Origin of the sequence: Pseudomonas sp. D4002 (assembly GCF_013385665.1) — a bacterium.
Taxonomy (GTDB): domain Bacteria; phylum Pseudomonadota; class Gammaproteobacteria; order Pseudomonadales; family Pseudomonadaceae; genus Aquipseudomonas.
The window spans coordinates 104,510-123,533 of record NZ_JACAPN010000014.1 but is presented as its reverse complement, the minus strand read 5'-3'; the positions used below and the strand labels follow the sequence as shown (position 1 = coordinate 123,533).

The following is a 19,024-nucleotide window of genomic DNA, read 5'->3' as shown; positions in this document are numbered from 1 at the left end:
GGAGAAATTCCCTATGTTGCATATCTTCTGTCCTCACTGTGGCGAACTGCGCTCCGAAGAGGAATTCCACGCCTCCGGCCAAGCGCACATCCCGCGCCCACTGGACCCGAACACCTGCACCGACGAGGAGTGGGGCGACTACATGTTCTTTCGCGACAACCCGCGCGGCCTGCACCACGAACTGTGGATTCACGCTGCCGGTTGCCGCCAGTATTTCAACGCGACCCGCGACACCGTGACCTACGAAATTCTTGAAACCTACAAGATAGGCACCAAGCCGCAATTCACCGCCAAGGCTTCTGGAGAGAAGGTATGAGCCAGATCAATCGCCTGTCCAACGGTGGCCGGATCGACCGCAACAAAGCCCTGAGCTTCACCTTCAACGGCCAGAGCTACAAAGGCTTTGAAGGCGACACATTGGCCGCTGCGCTGCTGGCCAACGGCGTCGACATCATCGGTCGCAGCTTCAAGTATTCCCGCCCGCGCGGCATCTTCGCCGCCGGTGCCGAAGAGCCGAACGCGGTGCTGCAGATCGGCGCCACCGAAGCCACGCAAATCCCCAACGTGCGCGCCACGCAGCAGGCGCTGTACCAGGGTTTGGTCGCCACCAGCACCAACGGCTGGCCGAGCGTGAACAACGACATGATGGGCATTCTCGGCAAGGTCGGCGGCAAGCTGATGCCGCCGGGTTTCTACTACAAAACCTTCATGTACCCGCAATCGTTCTGGATGACTTACGAGAAGTACATCCGTAAGGCTGCAGGTTTAGGCCGCTCGCCGACCGAGAACGATCCGGACACCTACGACTACATGAACCGTCATTGCGACGTGCTGATTGTGGGCGCGGGCCCTGCCGGCCTGGCGGCTGCGTTGGCGGCTGCCCGCAGTGGCGCCCGGGTGATCATCGCGGACGAACAGGAAGAGTTCGGCGGCTCCTTGCTGGATTCCCGCGAAAGCCTCGATGGCAAGCCGGCGGCTGAATGGGTTGCCAGTGTGATTGCTGAACTCAAGGCCCTGCCGGACGTGGTGCTGCTGCCTCGCGCCACCGTCAACGGTTACCACGACCATAACTTCCTGACCATTCACGAACGCCTCACCGACCACCTCGGTGACCGTGCGCCGATCGGCCAGGTGCGTCAGCGTATCCACCGGGTTCGCGCCAAGCGTGTCGTGTTGGCCACCGGTGCTTGCGAGCGTCCGCTGGTGTACGGCAACAACGACGTGCCGGGCAACATGCTGGCCGGTGCGGTCTCGACTTATGTGCGCCGCTACGGCGTGGCGCCGGGCAAAAAACTGGTGCTGTCGACCAACAACGATCACGCCTACCGCGTGGCGCTGGACTGGTTTGACGCCGGTCTTTCCGTAGTTGCAGTGGCCGATGCACGTCATAACCCACGCGGCGCACTGGTTGAAGAAGCTCGCGCCAAAGGCATTCGCATCCTCACCGGCAGCGCCGTGATCGAGGCCCGTGGCAGCAAGCACGTCACTGGCGCCCGTGTTGCGGCCATCGATGTCAAAGCTCATAAAGTCACCAGCCCCGGCGAGTGGCTGGAGTGCGACCTGGTCGCCAGCTCCGGCGGCTACAGCCCGGTGGTCCACCTGGCCTCGCACCTGGGCGGCAAGCCGACCTGGCGTGAAGACATCCTCGGTTTTGTACCGGGCGAAGCACCGCAGAAACGCGTGTGCGTCGGTGGCATCAATGGCGTCTACGGCCTCGGCGATTCCCTGGCCGACGGTTTTGAAGGTGGCGTGCGCGCTGCCAGCGAAGCCGGGTTTGCGCCGGTGGAAGGTACGCTGCCCAAAGCCTTGAGCCGTCTGGAAGAACCGACCCTGGCGCTGTTCCAGGTACCTCACGAGAAAGCTACCGCACGGGCGCCGAAGCAATTTGTCGACCTGCAGAATGACGTCACCGCGGCCGCCATCGAACTCGCCACTCGCGAGGGTTTCGAGTCGGTGGAGCACGTCAAGCGCTACACCGCACTGGGCTTCGGCACTGACCAGGGCAAGCTCGGCAACGTCAACGGCCTGGCCATCGCGGCCCGTTCGCTGAATGTGACCATCCCGCAGATGGGCACTACCATGTTCCGTCCCAACTACACGCCGGTAACCTTCGGCGCGGTAGCAGGCCGGCACTGTGGGCACATCTTCGAGCCGGTGCGCTACACCGCGCTGCAAGCCTGGCACGTGAAAAACGGCGCCGAGTTTGAGGACGTCGGCCAGTGGAAACGCCCATGGTATTTCCCGCGCAACGGTGAAGACCTGCACGCCGCAGTGAAGCGCGAATGCCTGGCCGTGCGTGACAGCGTCGGCCTGCTGGACGCGTCCACCCTCGGCAAGATCGACATCCAGGGCCCGGATGCCCGCGAGTTCCTCAACCGCATCTACAGCAACGCCTGGACCAAGCTCGACGTGGGCAAGGCCCGCTACGGCCTGATGTGCAAGGAAGACGGCATGGTCTTCGACGACGGCGTGACTGCCTGCCTCGCCGACAACCACTTCCTGATGACCACCACCACCGGCGGCGCAGCACGCGTACTCCAGTGGCTGGAAATCTACCAGCAGACCGAATGGCCGGACCTCAAGGTGTACTTCACCTCGGTCACCGACCACTGGGCAACCATGACCTTGTCCGGCCCCAACAGCCGCAAACTGCTGAGCGAAGTCACCGACATCGACCTGGACAAGGACGGCTTCCCGTTCATGACCTGGAAAGAAGGCCTGGTTGGCGGCGTGCCGGCGCGGGTGTTTCGGATTTCGTTTACCGGTGAGCTGTCGTACGAAGTCAACGTGCAGGCCGACTACGCCATGGGCGTGCTCGAGAAAATCGTCGAGGCCGGCAAGCAGTACAACCTGACCCCGTACGGCACCGAAACCATGCACGTGCTGCGGGCCGAGAAGGGTTTCATCATCGTTGGCCAGGATACCGACGGCTCGATGACCCCGGACGACCTGAACATGGGCTGGTGTGTAGGCCGCACCAAACCGTTCTCGTGGCTCGGCTGGCGCGGGATGAATCGCGAGGATTGCGTGCGTGAAGACCGCAAGCAGCTTGTCGGACTCAAGCCGATCGACCCGAACGTGTGGCTGCCGGAAGGCGCGCAGTTGGTGTTCGACGCCAAGCAGACGATCCCGATGAAGATGGTCGGCCACGTCACCTCCAGTTATGCCCATAACTCCCTCGGTTATTCGTTTGCCATGGGCGTGGTGAAGGGCGGCTTGAAGCGCATCGGCGAGCGGGTGTTTGCACCGCTGGCGGATGGCAGCGTGATCGAGGCGGAGATTGTTTCTTCGGTGTTCTTCGACCCTAAAGGCGATCGCCAGAACATCTGACACCTGATCGTTCCCACGCTCCGCGTGGGAATGCATCCCGGGGCGCTCTGCGCCCCAAGAGCGGACGCAGAGCGTCCATGGCGGCATTCCCACGCAGAGCGTGGGAACGATCAAATTCAACACAGGTGCTTTATGACAGCAGCCAATGTTTACCAACAACGCCCCACCTCCGGAGCCAAGGCCGAGTCGTCGCTGCACCATGCCGACCTCGCCAGCCTGGTAGGCAAGGGTCGCAAGAATGCCGGCGTGACCGTGCGTGAAAAGAAACTGCTGGGCCACCTGACCATTCGTGGCGATGGCCATGACGCAGCCTTCGCCGCCGGTGTGCACAAAGCCTTGGGTATCGAATTGCCCGGTGCCCTGCAAGTCATCGTCAAGGGTGAGACCAGCCTGCAATGGCTCGGTCCGGATGAGTGGTTGCTGGTAGTGCCAGGCGGTGAGGAATTCGCCGCCGAGAAAAGCTTGCGTGAGGCGCTGGGTGATTTGCATATCCAGGTCGTCAACGTCAGCGGCGGCCAGCAGATTCTCGAACTCAGCGGCCCCAACGTGCGCGATGTGCTGATGAAATCCACCAGCTACGACGTGCACCCCAACAGCTTCCCGGTGGGCAAGGCGGTGGGCACGGTGTTCGCCAAGTCGCAATTGGTGATTCGCCATACTGCTGAAGACACCTGGGAGCTGGTGATTCGTCGCAGCTTCTCGGATTACTGGTGGCTGTGGTTGCAGGATGCGGCGGCTGAGTATGGTTTAAGCGTCCAGGCCTGATCGTTCCCACGCTCCGCGTGGGAATGCATCCCGGGACGCTCCGCGTCCCAAGAGCGGACGCAGAGCGTCCATTGCGGCGTTCCCACGCAGAGCGTGGGAACGATCAAGGAGTCACGAATAATGAGCCGCGTACCCGATACATGGATTTTGACCGCCGACTGCCCCAGCGTGCTCGGCACGGTGGACGCGGTCACTCGCTACCTGTTCGAGCAGGGCTGCTACGTCACTGAGCACCACTCCTTCGATGACCGGCTCTCGGGCCGGTTCTTCATCCGCGTGGAGTTCCGCCAGCCCGATGGTTTCGACGAACAAGCCTTCCGCGATGGCCTGGCCACCCGTGGCGAAGCCTTCGGCATGATCTTCGAACTGACCGCGCCGAACTACCGGCCGAAAGTGGTGATCATGGTCTCCAAGGCCGATCACTGCCTCAACGATTTGCTCTACCGCCAGCGCATCGGCCAACTGTCCATGGACGTGGTCGCCGTGGTCTCCAACCACCCCGACCTCAAGCCCCTGGCCGACTGGCACCAGATTCCCTATTACCACTTTCCCCTGGACCCCAACGACAAGCCGTCGCAAGAGCGCCAGGTGTGGCAGGTGATCGAGGAATCCGGCGCCGAGTTGGTGATCCTTGCGCGCTACATGCAAGTGCTGTCGCCGGAGCTGTGCCGCAAGCTCGACGGTAAGGCCATCAACATCCACCACTCCCTGCTGCCCGGTTTCAAGGGCGCCAAGCCGTATCACCAGGCTTACAACAAGGGGGTGAAACTGGTGGGCGCTACTGCGCATTACATCAATAACGATTTGGACGAAGGCCCGATCATCGCCCAGGGCGTGGAGGTGGTGGACCACAGTCACTATCCGGAAGATTTGATTGCCAAGGGACGGGATATCGAAGGCCTGACCCTGGCCCGGGCCGTGGGGTATCACATTGAGCGGCGGGTGTTCTTGAACGCCAATCGGACAGTGGTGCTCTGATGGACGCCTTCGCGAGCAAGCCCGCTCCCACATTCGACCGCATTTCAAAGGTAGGACTCGGTCAACTGTGGGAGCGGGCTTGCTCGCGAAGAGGCCCTTACTAACAACGCAAAAACAGCATCTGTACCCGAGCACTTAAACGCGCTGCCTGCCTGGGCAACGCGGTTCCATAAAAACAACAGCGAGGTGAAAGCATGTCTGGTAATCGTGGTGTCGTGTATCTCGGCAACGGCAAGGTCGAAGTACAGAAAATCGACTATCCCAAAATGCAGGACCCCCGTGGCAGGAAGATTGAGCACGGCGTCATCCTGCGCGTGGTCTCCACCAACATCTGCGGCTCCGACCAACACATGGTGCGCGGCCGCACCACTGCCCAGACCGGCCTGGTCCTGGGCCACGAAATCACCGGCGAAGTGATCGAGAAGGGCAGCGACGTCGAGAACCTGAAGATCGGCGACCTGGTGTCGGTGCCGTTCAACGTCGCATGCGGCCGTTGCCGTTCCTGCAAAGAGCAGCACACCGGCGTGTGCCTGACCGTCAACCCGGCCCGTGCCGGTGGCGCCTACGGCTATGTCGACATGGGCGACTGGACTGGCGGCCAGGCCGAATACGTGCTGGTGCCTTACGCCGACTTCAACCTGTTGAAACTGCCGGACCGCGACAAGGCCATGGAGAAAATCCGCGACCTGACCTGCCTCTCCGACATCCTGCCCACCGGCTACCACGGCGCAGTCACTGCGGGCGTTGGCCCGGGCAGCACGGTCTACATCGCCGGTGCCGGGCCTGTGGGCCTGGCAGCTGCCGCCTCCGCTCGCCTGCTGGGCGCTGCGGTGGTGATCATCGGTGACGTCAACCCGATCCGCCTGGCCCACGCCAAGGCCCAGGGTTTTGAAATTGCCGACCTGTCGAAAGACACCCCGCTGCACGAACAAATCGCTGCGTTGCTGGGCGAGCCGGAAGTGGATTGCGCCGTCGATGCCGTGGGTTTCGAAGCGCGTGGCCATGGTCATGAAGGGGCCAAGGCAGAGGCTCCGGCCACCGTGCTCAACTCGTTGATGGGCGTGGTGCGGGTGGCTGGCAAAATCGGTATTCCGGGCCTGTACGTGACAGAAGACCCGGGTGCCGTGGATGCCGCTGCAAAAATGGGCAGCCTGAGCATTCGTTTCGGCCTGGGCTGGGCCAAGTCCCACAGCTTCCACACCGGGCAAACCCCAGTGATGAAGTACAACCGCCAGTTGATGCAGGCGATCATGTGGGACCGTATCAACATTGCCGACATCGTCGGTGTGGAAGTCATCAGCCTGGATGACGCGCCACGCGGGTACGGCGAGTTCGATGCGGGCGTGCCGAAGAAGTTTGTGATTGATCCGCACAAGTTGTTCAGCGCGGCTTAAATCGCGGGCAAATAAAAAGGCGACCTCAGGGTCGCCTTTTTTGCATCTGCGGTTGGGTGGGAGAATCAGCGAATCGCCAAAGCCCCCTGATACACCGTTGGCCCCGTCGGCTGCTTGCTCACCGAGCCACCCTTGGTTTCCGAACTGACCATCAGTGTCACCGGCTTGCTGATCGACTCCTGCTGGCGAGGGTTGATGCCGATAATGCCTTTGCCGTCTTCCGGCAGCAGGCCCAGCGACACTGGCATGCCGTCAGCCGGGACGGCCCACAGTTCCAGGCTTTGATCCGGAGCCGGTGCGGTGGCGGCAATCGGCTGCACTTCGAGGTAATCCTTGTGGGCCACGATTTGCGTGGCCGGTTGCTGGGTGGTGTTCACCAGCAATGCGGCAGCCTTGACGCTGTCCTGGGTGTAGAGGGCGCCGCCGACGCCTGCCACTATCACCAAACAGGCGCCGACGAACAGGCGTGGGCGGTTCCAGAATGAAGGCTTGTGCTCAATCACTTGGGGGTTGATCGCAGTCATTAGGCTCTTCCTGACATGTTTTGTAGTCTTTCATGGACCCAGTTAACGGCGATCGGTTCCTCATCCGTCGTATTGAGCCTCGGATCAGAGTGATGCCAATTGGCCCTGATACAGCACCGGCCCGGTGGGTTGTCCGGTCGGCGAGCCCCCCTGAGGCTCAAGGCTCACTGCCAGGGTCAGCGGCGCCGTCAGCAGCGCCTGGTGTTCTTTGCTCAACTGGATTCGGCCGTTACCCGACACCGGCAACAACCCCAGGGAGATGGGTTTGCCGTCCGCCGGGATTGCCCACAGTTCCAACGCGCGGGCCGGCTCCACAGCCGCCAGGGTCAGCGGTTCCACTTGCAGATGATCCGCATAGGCCTGGATCTTCAGCGCGGGCTGTTGATTGGCCGCCACCAGCGTGGCGTTGTACTCCACCCCAAGGTCGCGCTGGTACAACACACCCACCAATACCGCGATCACCACCCCGCACGCCGCTACCAGCAAGCGCAGGTTCATCCAGAACGGTTTCTTCGCCGGCATATGCAGCACTTGCGGCTCAATGCGCGCCTTGATCCCTTCCCATACGTGGTCCGGCACCGGCCGTTCAGGCAGCGGCCCGGTGAGGCTGGCGAGGGCATCCTGCCAGTGCCCGAGTTCGACGCGCAGCGCCGCGTCATCCCGCAGCAGCGCTTCAAAGCGCCGGCGGGCGGTGGCAGGCATCAGCCCGATGGCGTAGTCAGCCGCCAGGGCGCGGCGCAGGGCGGTGGTCTGGTAGTTCATGATTCAAGGCACCTACGCAAGCGCTCCATGCCGCGGCGAATCCAGGATTTGACCGAGCCCAGGGGCGCGGCCAGATGTTCGGCCAATTCCGAGCACGACAGGCCCTGGAAGTAGGCCACGGTGATCGACTGGCGCTGCATGCCTTCGAGGCTGTCGAGGCAGCGGTTCAGGGCGAGGGCTTCACGCTCGCTGTCGAGCTGTTCATGGGCGCTGGGGCTTTCGTCGGCCGTGGCGTCCTCCTGGCCTTCGTTCAAGGGTTGTTCGCGGTGTTTGCGCAACTGGTCGATCGCCAGGTTGCGGGTGATATTGACCATCCAGGTCATGGGCGCCGACAGATGGGCCTCATAGCGTGAGGCGTTGTACCAGATGCGCACGAAGCTTTCCTGCAACACCTCCTCGGCCAGATCCTTGCGACCCATGAAACGCAAGGCAACACCATGCAAACGCGGGGAAACGCTGCGATAGAGCGTTTCGAACGCCTGGCGATTACCCAGTGAACACTGGGCCAGCAATTGCCGTAGCTGATCTGCATCGTGGGTCGAAATAGGGCTTCTCCAGGCGCTTGCAACAGAGCGATGGGACGGCGCACGGTAAAGAGGGCAGGCTGAGGTTAGTCCAGCTTGGGCATTCATTCCATCTACCTCCGTGCGGCTCGTGGTGGATATACGCAGCGCAAGGCGCATCGGATGCAGTGGTTTTCTGAACTAATCTGCAGGGAGGGAACAATCCTTCGGCGTACCCAGTCAAACTCCTGCTTTTTGCGCTTACTTTCAGAGGTTGTCTTGATGAAGATTTCACGCGGTTTTGCCCTGTCCTGCCTGTTGACCGTGGCGGCCAGCCCGGTATTTGCGGCAGGTTTCAGCCTCGGCGACGTGGCCAATGCCGTGTCCGGTGCACAAGGTGGCGACAAGGCAGCAGCGGCTGCACCCACTTCACAGACCGCTGGTCTGCTGCAGGCACTGACCTCGCAATTGAACGTGACCCCGGAGCAGGCCGTCGGCGGTACCGGCGCAATGCTGGGCCTGGCCAAGAATAAATTGGGCGGCGGTGATTACTCGCAACTGACCAAAAGCGTACCGGGCCTGGACAAGCTCTCCGGCAGCAACTCCCTGGGCAGCCTCGGCGCCCTGAGCGGCATGCTCGGCCAGAGCGGCGGCAGCAAGACCTCGGGCCTGGACGGCGTGTTGGGTAACGTGAAGAACACCAACGACCTGAACACCGCGTTCAGCGCGCTGGGCATGGACAGTGGGATGGTGGGCCAGTTTGCGCCGGTTATCCTGAAATACCTGGGCGGCCAGGGCGCCAGCGAATCGGTGCTGGGCAAACTGGCTTCGGCCTGGGGCACTGGCGGCTAAGGCCGCTCCGCGCGCAGTTGGGCGATGCGCGCATCCTTCTCCATCCAGAGCTGGTTGACCCAGTTCTGGACGGTCTGGCGAAACGCCGGATCGTTCTCGTAATCCCCCTGCCACAACGCCGGATCCAGCTCTCGGGTACGGATATCCACGATCACCTTCGGCACCGCACCACTGATCAAGTCCCAGAAGCCCGGAATGTTTTCCTGTGGATAAACCACGGTGACGTCGAGCACCGCATCCAGCTGTTCACCCAACGCGGCGAGCACGAACGCCACGCCACCCGCCTTGGGTTTGAGCAGACGTTCGAAGGGTGAAGCCTGCTGTTTGCGCTTGGCCGGGGTGAACCGCGTGCCTTCCAGGTAGTTCACCACGGTGACCGGCTGGCGCTTGAACAACTCGCAGGCCTCTTTGGTGATCTTCAGGTCCTGGCCTGCCAGTTCAGGGTGCTTGGCCAGGAACGCCTTGCTGTAGCGCTTCATGAACGGGTAATCCAGCGCCCACCAGGCCAGGCCCAGGAAGGGTACCCAGATCAGTTCCTTTTTCAGGAAGAACTTGAAGAACGGCGTGCGCCGGTTGAGGGCCTGGATCAGTGCGGGGATGTCGACCCAGGATTGATGGTTGCTGATCACCAGGTAAGAAGTGTCACCCCGCAGGTCGCCGCCTCCGCGAATGTCCCATTGGGTAGGAATGCACAGGGCGAAGATCAGCTTGTCGATCTCGGCCCAGGTTTCGGCGATCCACATGACGGCCCAGGAGGCATAGTCACGAAAGCGACCGGGGGCCACCAACTTGAGCAGGGCAAACACCATCAGCGGCCCGAACAGCACCAGGGTGTTGAGCAACAGCAGCAATGTGACGAAACAGCCGGTGAGCAGGCGGCGCATAAGTAACTCTTGGAATCATTTTTGGCCCGCCATGATAAGCAGCTTGGGCCTGGAGACCAAATCGCAAATAAGCTTACGAATGTTTCACAGCGGGCTGGGTATGCTCTGTGATCTAACTAAGCAGCGAATTTGCAGTCTAGAATTGGCCCACTTATTTCAAGGAAACCTCCTACGTGAAATCCATCCTTGCCCTGCTAACGCTGGTGGCCTTGCCTGTCATGGCCGCCGAGCCGACCCTTTATGGTCGCTACGAATACATCCAACTGCCGGAAATCGGTGAGACCTTCAAGGCCAAGATGGACACCGGCGCGCTGACCGCCTCGCTGTCGGCCCGGGACATCGAGACCTTCACCCGTGATGGCGACGACTGGGTACGCTTCCGCCTCGGCGGCAAGGACGCCACCAACAAGGTGTACGAGCACAAGGTTTCGCGCATCAGCAAAATCAAGAGCCGCGCCGACGAAGATGACGACAAGGACGAAGCCACCGTGGCCAAGCGCCCGGTGATCGACCTGGAAATGTGCCTGGGCAACGTCAAGCGCACTGTCGAGGTCAACCTCACCGACCGCAGCAGCTTCAACTACCCGCTGCTGATCGGCGCCAAGGCCCTGCGTGAATTCGGCGCTGCGGTAAACCCGGCCCGCCGTTACACTGCGGACAAACCGGACTGCTGACGGAACACCATGGCGCATATCCTGATTGTCGAAGACGAAGCGGCTATCGCTGACACGCTGATTTTCGCCCTGCAAGGCGAGGGCTTCACCACCACCTGGTTGAGCCTCGGCCAGGCGGCGTTGGCCCATCAGCGGCAAACCCCGGCGGACCTGGTCATCCTCGACATCGGCCTGCCGGATATCACCGGCTTCGAAACCTGCAAGCAACTGCGGCGTTTCAGCGAAGTACCGGTGATGTTCCTCAGCGCCCGGGACGGTGAGATCGACCGCGTGGTGGGTCTTGAGATCGGCGCTGACGACTATGTAGTCAAGCCGTTCAGCCCGCGGGAAGTGGCAGCGCGGGTACGGGCCATTCTCAAGCGCGTGGGCCCCGGTGCTGCTCCGGCGGTGTTCCAGGTGGACCTGGAGCGCATGCAGATCAGTTATCGCGGCCAGCCCCTGAGCCTCACTCGCCATGAATTCCGTCTGCTGCACAGCCTGTTGGAGCAACCCGAGCGCGTGTTCAGCCGCGAGCAACTGCTGGATGCGGTGGGCGTGGCGGCGGACGCAGGCTACGAGCGCAATATCGACAGCCACATCAAAAGCGTGCGCAGCAAATTGCGCGCGGTGGCGCCCGAGGCGGAGCCCATCCAGACCCATCGCGGCCTTGGCTACAGCTACAGCCCGGGCAACAGCTGATGCGCCTGGGGATCCGGTTCTTCCTGGTCTATGCGCTGTTTATCGGCCTGACCGGCTACTTCGTACTCAGCACCGTGATGAAGGAAATCCGCCCCGGTGTGCGCCAGTCCACCGAAGAAACCCTGGTAGACACCGCCAACCTGCTGGCGGAAATCCTGCGCAGCGATGTGAAGAACGGCACCCTCGGCCAGAGCCACTGGCCCGAACTGCTCAAGGCCTACGGTGAGCGTCAGCCCGGCGCGAATATCTGGGGCCTGCCGAAAAACCAGGTCAACCACCGCATCTACGTCACCGACGCCAAGGGCATTGTGCTGCTGGACTCCAGCGGCGAGGCGGTGGGCGAGGACTATTCGAAGTGGAATGACGTGTACCTGACCCTGCGCGGCGAATACGGTGCGCGCTCGACCCGTAGCGAACTGGACGACCCGGCCTCGTCGGTGATGCACGTCGGCGCGCCGATCCGCGATAACGGGCAGATCATCGGCGTAGTCACGGTGGCCAAGCCCAACAGTTCACTGCAACCCTATGTGGACCGCACCGAAGACCGGCTGCTGTGGTACGGCGCCGGGCTGGTCGCCCTGGGCTTGCTGTTTGGTGCGCTGTTGTCGTGGTGGTTGAGTGTCGCACTGCGCCGGCTGACGGCGTATGCCCAGGCGGTGAGTGAAGGCCGGCGTGCCGAGTTGCCGCACTATCGCGGTGGTGAACTGGAGCAGTTGTCCACCGCCGTGGAACACATGCGCACCCAGCTGGAAGGCAAGGCGTACGTCGAGCGTTATGTGCACACCCTGACCCACGAACTGAAAAGCCCATTGGCGGCGATTCGTGGTGCGGCGGAGCTGTTGCAGGGCGACATGTCCCGTGACCAGCAGCAGCGTTTCGTGAGCAATATCGACAGCGAAAGTGCGCGCTTGCAGCAGTTGATCGAACGCCTGCTGAACCTGGCGCAGGTGGAGCAGCGCCAGGGCCTTGAGGACCAGGCCAGCCTGTCGTTGGCGGCGCTGGTGGACGAAGTGCTCAAGGCTCAATGTGCGCGCATTGAAGGCGCCGGGTTGCAGGTCGAGCAGGCGATTGACGCGGATCTGCAGGTGTACGGCGAGCCGTTCCTGCTGCGCCAGGCACTGGGTAACCTGCTGGAAAACGCACTGGATTTCACACCGCCCGGTGGCACATTGCGGTTCAGCGCCAAGGCCTTGGATGACGGGATCGAATTCACCCTGTTCAACCAGGCCGACGCCATTCCCGAGTACGCGTTGCCGCGCCTGAGCGAGCGCTTCTATTCCCTGCCGCGCCCGGCCAGCGGGCGCAAGAGCACCGGCCTTGGGCTGAATTTTGTCGAAGAGGTGATGAAGCTGCACGGCGGCTCATTGCAGATCGGCAACGTGCCCGGCGGCGTGCAGGTAAAACTGCATCTCCACACAGTCTCCACATTCCCTTCATAAATCCCCCTTAAGCGCCCGCCAGACTCTCCCCCATCAAAACAGGGAGAGCTTCATGAACCGCAATCTGCTTTTCAAATTGGGCGCCATCGCGCTGCTGATCGTGCTGTTGTTGATTCCGTTGCTGATGATCCACGGGGTGATTACCGACCGTCAGCAACTGCGCGACGACGTCTTGCAGGATATCGCCCGCAGTTCCAGCTACAGCCAGCGCCTCAATGGCCCGGTGCTGGTGGTGCCTTATCGCAAGACCGTCCGGGAGTGGAAGCTCAATGAAAAGCTCAACGAACGCTACGAAGAAACCCGCGAGGTGCGTGGTCATCTGTATTTCCTGCCGGAGCAATTTGCCCTCGACGGGCAGGTGCAAACCGAAGTGCGGGCCCGGGGCATTTACCAGGCACGGTTGTTCCACGCCGACAGCCGTATCAGTGGGCGGTTTGTGTTGCCGGAGCAGTGGGGCATCACGGAAAACTTTGCCGATTACCGCTTTGAGCCGGCGTATCTGGCAGTGGGTATCAGCGACATTCGCGGCATCGAAAATGCGTTGAAGCTGGAGCTGGGCAGCCAGCAACTGGCGTTTTCCCCGGGCACTCAAGTGGCTTGGCTGGGGGAGGGTGTGCACGTGATGCTGCCCGAGCAGGACAGCCAGAATCCGTCACCTTTTGACTTCGCCTTTGACCTGCGCCTGCAAGGCACCGAGCAGCTGCAAGTGGTGCCGGTGGGCAAGACCAGCCAGGTCAAGCTGGCGTCCAACTGGCCGCACCCGAGCTTTATCGGCAACTTCCTGCCGACACAGCGCGAGGTCACCGCCCAAGGCTTCAGCGCCAATTGGCAGACCACATTCTTCTCCACCAACCTGGAAGAAGCACTGCGCGGCTGCCTGGCCGAGCGCGGCTGTGACGACTTCAACAGCCGCAGCTTCGGCGTGAGCTTTATCGACCCGGTGGACCAGTACCTCAAGAGCGATCGGGCGATCAAATATGCGCTGCTGTTCATTGCCCTGACGTTTGCCGGTTTCTTCCTGTTCGAGGTGCTCAAGAGCCTGGCGGTGCACCCGATCCAGTACGCGTTGGTGGGGGTTGCCCTGGCGTTTTTCTATTTGCTGTTGTTGTCATTGTCCGAGCACATCGGGTTTGGCCCGGCGTACCTGATATCGGCGGCGGCCTGTGTGTTGCTGATCGGGTTTTACGTCTGCCATGTGCTGCGCAGTGTCGCCCATGGCCTGGGGTTTTCAGCAGGGTTGGCGGCGTTGTATGGCTTGCTGTACGGGTTGCTGAGTGCCGAGGATTACGCGTTGTTGATGGGCTCGTTGCTGCTGTTCGGGTTGCTGGGCACGGTGATGGTGCTGACCCGCAAGCTGGATTGGTATGGGGTGGGCAAGCGCAAGGAGATGGGTGATGAGTAGGTCGTTGGGGTTGCGGGAAGATCAGCAGGTAGGAGCAACGTTGATGATGCGGATCAACGCACTGTTTCCCGAAGCCCGGGAGCTTTTTGTGGCGAGGGAGCTTGCTCCCGCTGGGCTGCGCAGCGGCCCCAAAAATCTTGGGAGCGCTTCGCACTCCAGCGGGAGCAAGCTCCCTCACCACAAAAGAACCCTTGCAGCAGGTTAGGCCGGTGGCTGGGTCTGGAGCATCGACGGCCGCTGACTCACCTCGGCATACCACGCCGCCAGCTTCGGATGGCTCGACCGCCACTGCATGTCCGGGTGGCGGAAGTCCAGATAAGCCAGTGCACACGCCACGCTGATCGCGGCCACGTCAAACGGCCCGGCCAGTTCGGCGATGGCGTCCTGTTCGAGCATGTCGAGGGCGCGGCGGATCTTGTCGCGCTGGCCTTCCAGCCACAGGTCCCAATGTTTTTCCTCGGGGCGCATGGCGGTTTCATAACGCACCAGTACGGCGGCATCCATGATGCCGTCGGCGGTCGAGGCCAGGGTCAGGCGCCGCCAGCGGGCCGGGCCGTTACGGGGGATCAGTGGAGTCCCGGTGTGTTGGTAGTCGAGGTAATCGAGGATCACCCGGCTGTCGTGCAGCGCATTGCCGTCGGCCAGGCGCAGGGCGGGGATCTTGCCCAGCGCGTTGTCCAGGATTACATCGGCGTCGGGCTTGACCGGCGTCGGCACGCAGGCGTGCAAGGTCACGCGGTCCAGTTGACCGGTCTCGTGCAACAACACCCGTACTTTGCGCACAAACGGCGAGGCAGGGTTGTGGAACAACGTCATGCTGGGGGTGGACATGGGCATTCCTCGGAAAAGGGCAGCGCTAATCTATCTCAACGCTTGAGCAACGCCCAGCTACCTATGGCGGCCGGAATGCCCAGCCCCACCCAGCTCAGCGAATCCCACAAGCCGTCCCCCAGCAATGCCGCAAACAATCCGGCAGCACTCAACAACCCGATGGCCAGCGGAATGCCGAATACCTTCCAGAAACTCGATTGCCTCGGCTTCATGACTTGGCCGCCTTGCGCCGCACCAGCCACAGGTACACGCCACTGCCCAGGACGATGATGGTCAGCACATCCAGCACCGCCCACAGGATCTTCATCGGCATGCCGCCGTAGTCACCAAAGTGCAGCGGCTGGGACATGCCCATGGCGTCCATGTACCACGGCCGTTCGGCGATGGCGGTGACGTGCAGGTTGCTGGCGTCGATCAATACCGGCGTCAGCAGGTGTGAAGTCAGGTGGGTGCTGCCTTTCATGAACACCGCGTAGTGATGCTCGCTGGAGAAACGCGTGCCGGGGAACGCGATAAAGTCCGGCTCCATCCCGGGCGCGGCCTTGGCGGCAATCGTCAGCAGGTCGGTGGCGGGGGCGCGCAGGGTCAGCGGCGGGGCGTTTTTGTAAGGCTCGATCATTGCGCTGAGGCTGTCGGTGCGCCACGCGGCGATGATCAGGTCGGCGCAGGCGCTGATCACGCCGGTCACGCCCACTACCAGCGCCCAGGTCAGGGTGACCACGCCGATCAGGTTGTGCAGGTCGAGCCAGCGCAGGCGCGTGGATTTGTCCTGGCGCACGGTGGCGAATTTCAGCCGGCGCATGAACGGCAGGTACAACACCGTGCCGGAGATGATCGCCAGCACAAACAGAATGCCCATGAACGCCAGCAGCAACTTGCCCGGCAGCCCGGCGAACATATCGACGTGCAGGCGCAGCAGGAACATCGTCAGCCCGCCGTTGGCCGAAGGCGTTTCCACGGCCTCGCCGGTGCGGGCGTCGAGCATGAAGGTGTGGGAGGAATTGGGTTCGGTGCCGGCGGTGGCGGCCATGATCGCGATCACGCCGTTCTTGTCGTCTTCGTCCCAGGCCAGGTATTGCATGGCTTCGCCGGGGCGATGGGCCTGGGCTTTGGCAACAAGCTGTTCGAGGTTCAGCTGTGGGGTATCGGCGGGCATCTGTGCCAGCTCGGGTTCGTTGCCCAGCAGGTGGTCGATCTCGTGGTGGAAGATCAACGGCAGGCCGGTGAGGGCGAGCAGCAGCAGGAATACGGTGCAGACGAGGCTGGTCCAGGTGTGGATGAAGGACCAGCGGCGGATGGTTTTGCTTTTCATTTTCTAGCCTTCAGACACACCGAAGCCGCCCACGGGGGCGGCCCGGTTGTTAACTCAGCCGATTACCACTGGTAGGTGGCACTGGCGACGACGCTGCGTTGGTCGCCGTAGTAGCAGTAGGAAGCATCGCAGGTGGAAATGTAGTCCTTGTCGAACAGGTTGGTGGCATTCAGTTTCACCGAAGCCCCCTTGAGGCTGTTGTCCAGGCGGCCGAGGTCGTAATGCACGGAGGCATCGAACACGGTGTAGGCATTGGCCTTGCCCAGCCAGGTGTTGCCCTGGTCGCCATAGGTATTGCCGGTGTAGCGGGCACCCGCGCCAATGCCGAAACCGTCGAGCACACCGGCGTGCCAGGTGTAGTCGGTCCACAGTGAGGCTTGCTGGTTTGGCATCAGTTGCAGGCGGTTGCCTTTGTATTGGCCTTTTTGCACTTCGGATTTGGCCAGGGTGTATGCAGCGATGACCTTAAGGTTCTCGGTCACGTCAGAGACGGCTTCCAATTCCAGGCCCTTGACCTTCACTTCGCCGGTCTGGTCGGTGATCGACTGGCCACCGGCGCCGAAGCTGGTAACCAGCACGTTCTTTTGGGTCAGGTCGTACACCGCGGCGCTCAGCAGGGTATTTGAGCCGGGTGGCTGGTACTTGACCCCCAATTCCCATTGCTTGCCTTCGGTGGGTTTGTACGACTCGGTTGGCGAGACGCTGGCGTTACTCGCTGGCTGGAACGATTCGGCGTAGGAGAGGTACGGAACGAAGCCCGAATCGAACACATAGCTCAGCGCGGCGTTGCCACTGAAGTTCTTGCTGCGGTCGGTATTGGTTGCATCGTTTTTGTTGAAGTAGGTGGTGCCTTGGTGCACCCAGTCTTCACGCCCGCCGAGGGTCAGGCGCCACTTGTCCAGGGCCATCTGGTCCTGGGCGTAAAGGCCAGTCTGGATGGTTTTCTGGTTGTAGTCGTAATAAGCGGTGGAGCGCGCCGGACGCACCACCGGCTTGGTGTTGACGGGGTTGTAGAGGTTGACTGTGCCGCCGTCACCGAAGATCGACAGGTACGAGGTGTCGGTGCGCTGGTGATCCAGGCCGAGCAACAGCGTGTGGGTGATATCACCGGTGGCGAAGTCAGCCTGGAAATTGTTGTCGACGGCGAACTGGCCGATGTTTTCGTCCACGTTGGTCGACGAGCGGCTGGTATTGCCCTCGGCATCAATGGTCGAGTAACCGTAGGAACCCACGGTCAGTTGCTGGAAAGCCAGCTCCGACTTGGTGTAACGCAGGTTCTGCTTGAACTGCCAGGTATCGTTGAAGCGATGCTCGAAGGCGTAGCCCAGCGCGTAGTAGGTGCGGTCGTAGTACTCGTAGTCCGGGTCGCCGAGGTTCTTGTGATGAGAGATGTCCCCCAGCGGCGATTTGATCTTGGTGCCGACAATGGGCAGGAACTGACTGGTGGCGCCGGTATCGTCGCGGGTGAACTGCGACAGGAACGTCAGCTTGGTGTCGGTATCAATATTCCAGGTCAGGCTGGGGGCGATGTTGTAGCGCTTGTTGTCGATGTGATCGACCTGGGTGCCGGCGTCGCGCACCACACCGCTGAGGCCGTAGAGAAACTGGCCTTCATCATCGATCTTGCCGGTGCTGGCGAAGTTGATCTGGCGGTAGTTGTCGCTGCCGTACTGCACCTGGATGGCATTGCTCGACTCGGCACTTGGACGTCGGCTGACCATATCCAGCAGGCCACCCGGTGGCGTCTGGCCGTAGACCGACGAGGCCGGCCCACGCAGCAGCGCAAGGCGGTCGAGGTTCCAGGTTTCGGCTTTCGGGTTGGCATACACGCCGCGTGGCAGCGGCAGGCCGTCGAGGAACTGGGTGGGTTCGAAGCCGCGTACACGCATCCAGTCGTAGCGGGTGTCACTGCCGTAGCTTGCGGACACGATACCGGGCATGTATTTGACGGCGTCATCCAGGTTCTGGACGTTGCGGTCCTGCATTTGCTGGCGAGTGGCGACGGAAATCGAACGCGGGGCTTCGACCAGTGCGGTATCGGTCTTGGTGCCGGCAGCGGTGCGGGTCGCCAGGTAACCGTCAACCGGCCCCCATGCGCTTTCCGCGTCGGCCTGGCCGGTAATGCTGGTCTCCGGCAATGCCACGACCCCATCCGGGATCGCTACCAGGCTGAACGTGCCTGCACTGCTTTGCTCCAGTTGCAGCCCGGTCCCGCGCAACGCTTCACGCAATGCGCCTTGTGCATCGAATTGCCCTTTTACCGGCGCGGAAGTCTTGCCCGCTGCCAACCCCGGGTTCAGCGTCAGCGCCAAACCGGCCTGGCTGGCGATCTGGTTCAGGGTGGTGGCCAGCGACGCTGCCGGCAGATTGTAGGCGCGCACACTGGACGCTTGTTCGGCGGCGAGCAACTGGGTGCTGGCCAGCGGAGCGCTGAGGGCAATGGCCACGGCCAACAGGCTGGGGCGCAACAAGGTGTCTAGCGTGCGGGACATAGGGCGGCTCCTGAATGGAAATATTTCTCAATTGCCTATGTGCCGAGCGAGATGCAAAAAGTGATAGGGCTCGATGAAAATAATTTCTATTAGTGGGTGAGTGCTGTTTTTGAGGGCCTCATCGCAGGCAAGCCAGCTCCACAGGGGAACGCATTCCACCTGTGGGAGCTGGCTTGCCTGCGATGACAATGGCCTATGCACCAC

18 protein-coding genes are annotated in these 19,024 nt (G+C 61.9%); 10 read left to right on the top strand and 8 right to left on the bottom strand.

Features of this window, described 5'->3' with window-relative positions:
* Positions 1-13 precede the first annotated feature (13 nt).
* From HX824_RS07725 to fdhA, 5 genes are all read left to right on the top strand, one after another.
* Positions 14-316 carry a sarcosine oxidase subunit delta gene (locus HX824_RS07725; RefSeq protein ID WP_003209187.1) on the top strand — a complete coding sequence of 101 codons (303 nt, stop codon included), beginning with the start codon at positions 14-16 and terminating at the stop codon, positions 314-316.
* The gene (locus tag HX824_RS07720; RefSeq protein ID WP_102604380.1) at positions 313-3,330 is read left to right on the top strand and encodes a sarcosine oxidase subunit alpha; all 3,018 of its coding nucleotides are present in this window, start codon (positions 313-315) and stop codon (positions 3,328-3,330) included. Before HX824_RS07725 ends, HX824_RS07720 begins: the two co-directional genes overlap by 4 nt.
* A 132-nt stretch (positions 3,331-3,462) precedes the next feature.
* Complete coding sequence (locus HX824_RS07715; protein ID WP_102604381.1) at positions 3,463-4,095, top strand: sarcosine oxidase subunit gamma; 633 nt, start codon at positions 3,463-3,465, stop codon at positions 4,093-4,095.
* 120 nt (positions 4,096-4,215) lie between these two features.
* Positions 4,216-5,073: a formyltetrahydrofolate deformylase gene (gene purU / locus HX824_RS07710; protein WP_003209192.1), complete on the top strand. Its 858-nt coding sequence runs from the start codon at positions 4,216-4,218 to the stop codon at positions 5,071-5,073.
* A gap of 194 nt (positions 5,074-5,267) precedes the next feature.
* Positions 5,268-6,467, top strand: coding sequence for a formaldehyde dehydrogenase, glutathione-independent (fdhA, locus tag HX824_RS07705; protein WP_003209194.1), 1,200 nt, complete (start codon positions 5,268-5,270; stop codon positions 6,465-6,467).
* Positions 6,468-6,532: 65 nt separating this feature from the next.
* On the opposite strand, the gene HX824_RS07700 is transcribed toward fdhA, so the two are convergent.
* The 3 genes from HX824_RS07700 to HX824_RS07690 all read right to left on the bottom strand — a co-directional run bounded on the left by HX824_RS07700 (position 6,533) and on the right by HX824_RS07690 (position 8,385).
* Positions 6,533-6,991 (bottom strand): anti-sigma factor domain-containing protein, encoded by a 459-nt coding sequence (locus tag HX824_RS07700; RefSeq protein ID WP_177054411.1) that lies wholly within the window; start codon positions 6,989-6,991, stop codon positions 6,533-6,535.
* 84 nt (positions 6,992-7,075) lie between these two features.
* Positions 7,076-7,753 carry an anti-sigma factor domain-containing protein gene (locus tag HX824_RS07695; protein ID WP_177054410.1) on the bottom strand — a complete coding sequence of 226 codons (678 nt, stop codon included), beginning with the start codon at positions 7,751-7,753 and terminating at the stop codon, positions 7,076-7,078.
* Positions 7,750-8,385 carry a sigma-70 family RNA polymerase sigma factor gene (locus HX824_RS07690; protein WP_032899276.1) on the bottom strand — a complete coding sequence of 212 codons (636 nt, stop codon included), beginning with the start codon at positions 8,383-8,385 and terminating at the stop codon, positions 7,750-7,752. Before HX824_RS07690 ends, HX824_RS07695 begins: the two co-directional genes overlap by 4 nt.
* A 153-nt stretch (positions 8,386-8,538) precedes the next feature.
* On the opposite strand from HX824_RS07690, the gene HX824_RS07685 reads away from it, so the two are divergent.
* The gene (locus HX824_RS07685) at positions 8,539-9,108 is read left to right on the top strand and encodes a DUF2780 domain-containing protein (RefSeq protein ID WP_003209203.1); all 570 of its coding nucleotides are present in this window, start codon (positions 8,539-8,541) and stop codon (positions 9,106-9,108) included.
* Here the strand turns inward: HX824_RS07685 and HX824_RS07680 are convergent.
* The gene (locus tag HX824_RS07680) at positions 9,105-9,992 is read right to left on the bottom strand and encodes an acyltransferase (RefSeq protein ID WP_003209204.1); all 888 of its coding nucleotides are present in this window, start codon (positions 9,990-9,992) and stop codon (positions 9,105-9,107) included. The two genes, HX824_RS07685 and HX824_RS07680, sit on opposite strands and share 4 nt — an antisense overlap.
* Before the next feature lie 173 nt (positions 9,993-10,165).
* On the opposite strand from HX824_RS07680, the gene HX824_RS07675 reads away from it, so the two are divergent.
* Genes HX824_RS07675 through creD form a run of 4 tightly spaced genes read left to right on the top strand, consistent with a single transcriptional unit; the run spans position 10,166 to position 14,185 of the window.
* Positions 10,166-10,666, top strand: a complete 501-nt coding sequence (locus HX824_RS07675; protein ID WP_003209205.1) for an ATP-dependent zinc protease — start codon at positions 10,166-10,168, stop codon at positions 10,664-10,666.
* 9 nt (positions 10,667-10,675) lie between these two features.
* Positions 10,676-11,344, top strand: a complete 669-nt coding sequence (gene creB, locus HX824_RS07670; protein WP_003209207.1) for a two-component system response regulator CreB — start codon at positions 10,676-10,678, stop codon at positions 11,342-11,344.
* A complete protein-coding gene (creC, locus tag HX824_RS07665; protein ID WP_177054409.1) occupies positions 11,344-12,783 on the top strand; it encodes a two-component system sensor histidine kinase CreC in 1,440 nt (479 codons plus the stop codon). The genes creB and creC overlap by 1 nt, the downstream gene beginning before the upstream one ends.
* Positions 12,784-12,835: 52 nt before the next feature.
* Positions 12,836-14,185, top strand: a complete 1,350-nt coding sequence (creD, locus tag HX824_RS07660) for a cell envelope integrity protein CreD (protein WP_177054408.1) — start codon at positions 12,836-12,838, stop codon at positions 14,183-14,185.
* 201 nt (positions 14,186-14,386) lie between these two features.
* Here the strand turns inward: creD and HX824_RS07655 are convergent, their stop codons facing one another.
* The 4 genes from HX824_RS07655 to HX824_RS07640 all read right to left on the bottom strand — a co-directional run bounded on the left by HX824_RS07655 (position 14,387) and on the right by HX824_RS07640 (position 18,820).
* Positions 14,387-15,016, bottom strand: a complete 630-nt coding sequence (locus HX824_RS07655) for a glutathione S-transferase (RefSeq protein WP_003209214.1) — start codon at positions 15,014-15,016, stop codon at positions 14,387-14,389.
* A 35-nt stretch (positions 15,017-15,051) separates the two neighbouring features.
* The gene (locus HX824_RS07650; protein ID WP_003209216.1) at positions 15,052-15,228 is read right to left on the bottom strand and encodes a hypothetical protein; all 177 of its coding nucleotides are present in this window, start codon (positions 15,226-15,228) and stop codon (positions 15,052-15,054) included.
* A complete protein-coding gene (locus tag HX824_RS07645) occupies positions 15,225-16,328 on the bottom strand; it encodes a PepSY domain-containing protein (RefSeq protein WP_003209218.1) in 1,104 nt (367 codons plus the stop codon). Before HX824_RS07645 ends, HX824_RS07650 begins: the two co-directional genes overlap by 4 nt.
* A gap of 62 nt (positions 16,329-16,390) precedes the next feature.
* Positions 16,391-18,820 carry a TonB-dependent siderophore receptor gene (locus HX824_RS07640; protein ID WP_177008823.1) on the bottom strand — a complete coding sequence of 810 codons (2,430 nt, stop codon included), beginning with the start codon at positions 18,818-18,820 and terminating at the stop codon, positions 16,391-16,393.
* Positions 18,821-19,024 lie beyond the last annotated feature (204 nt).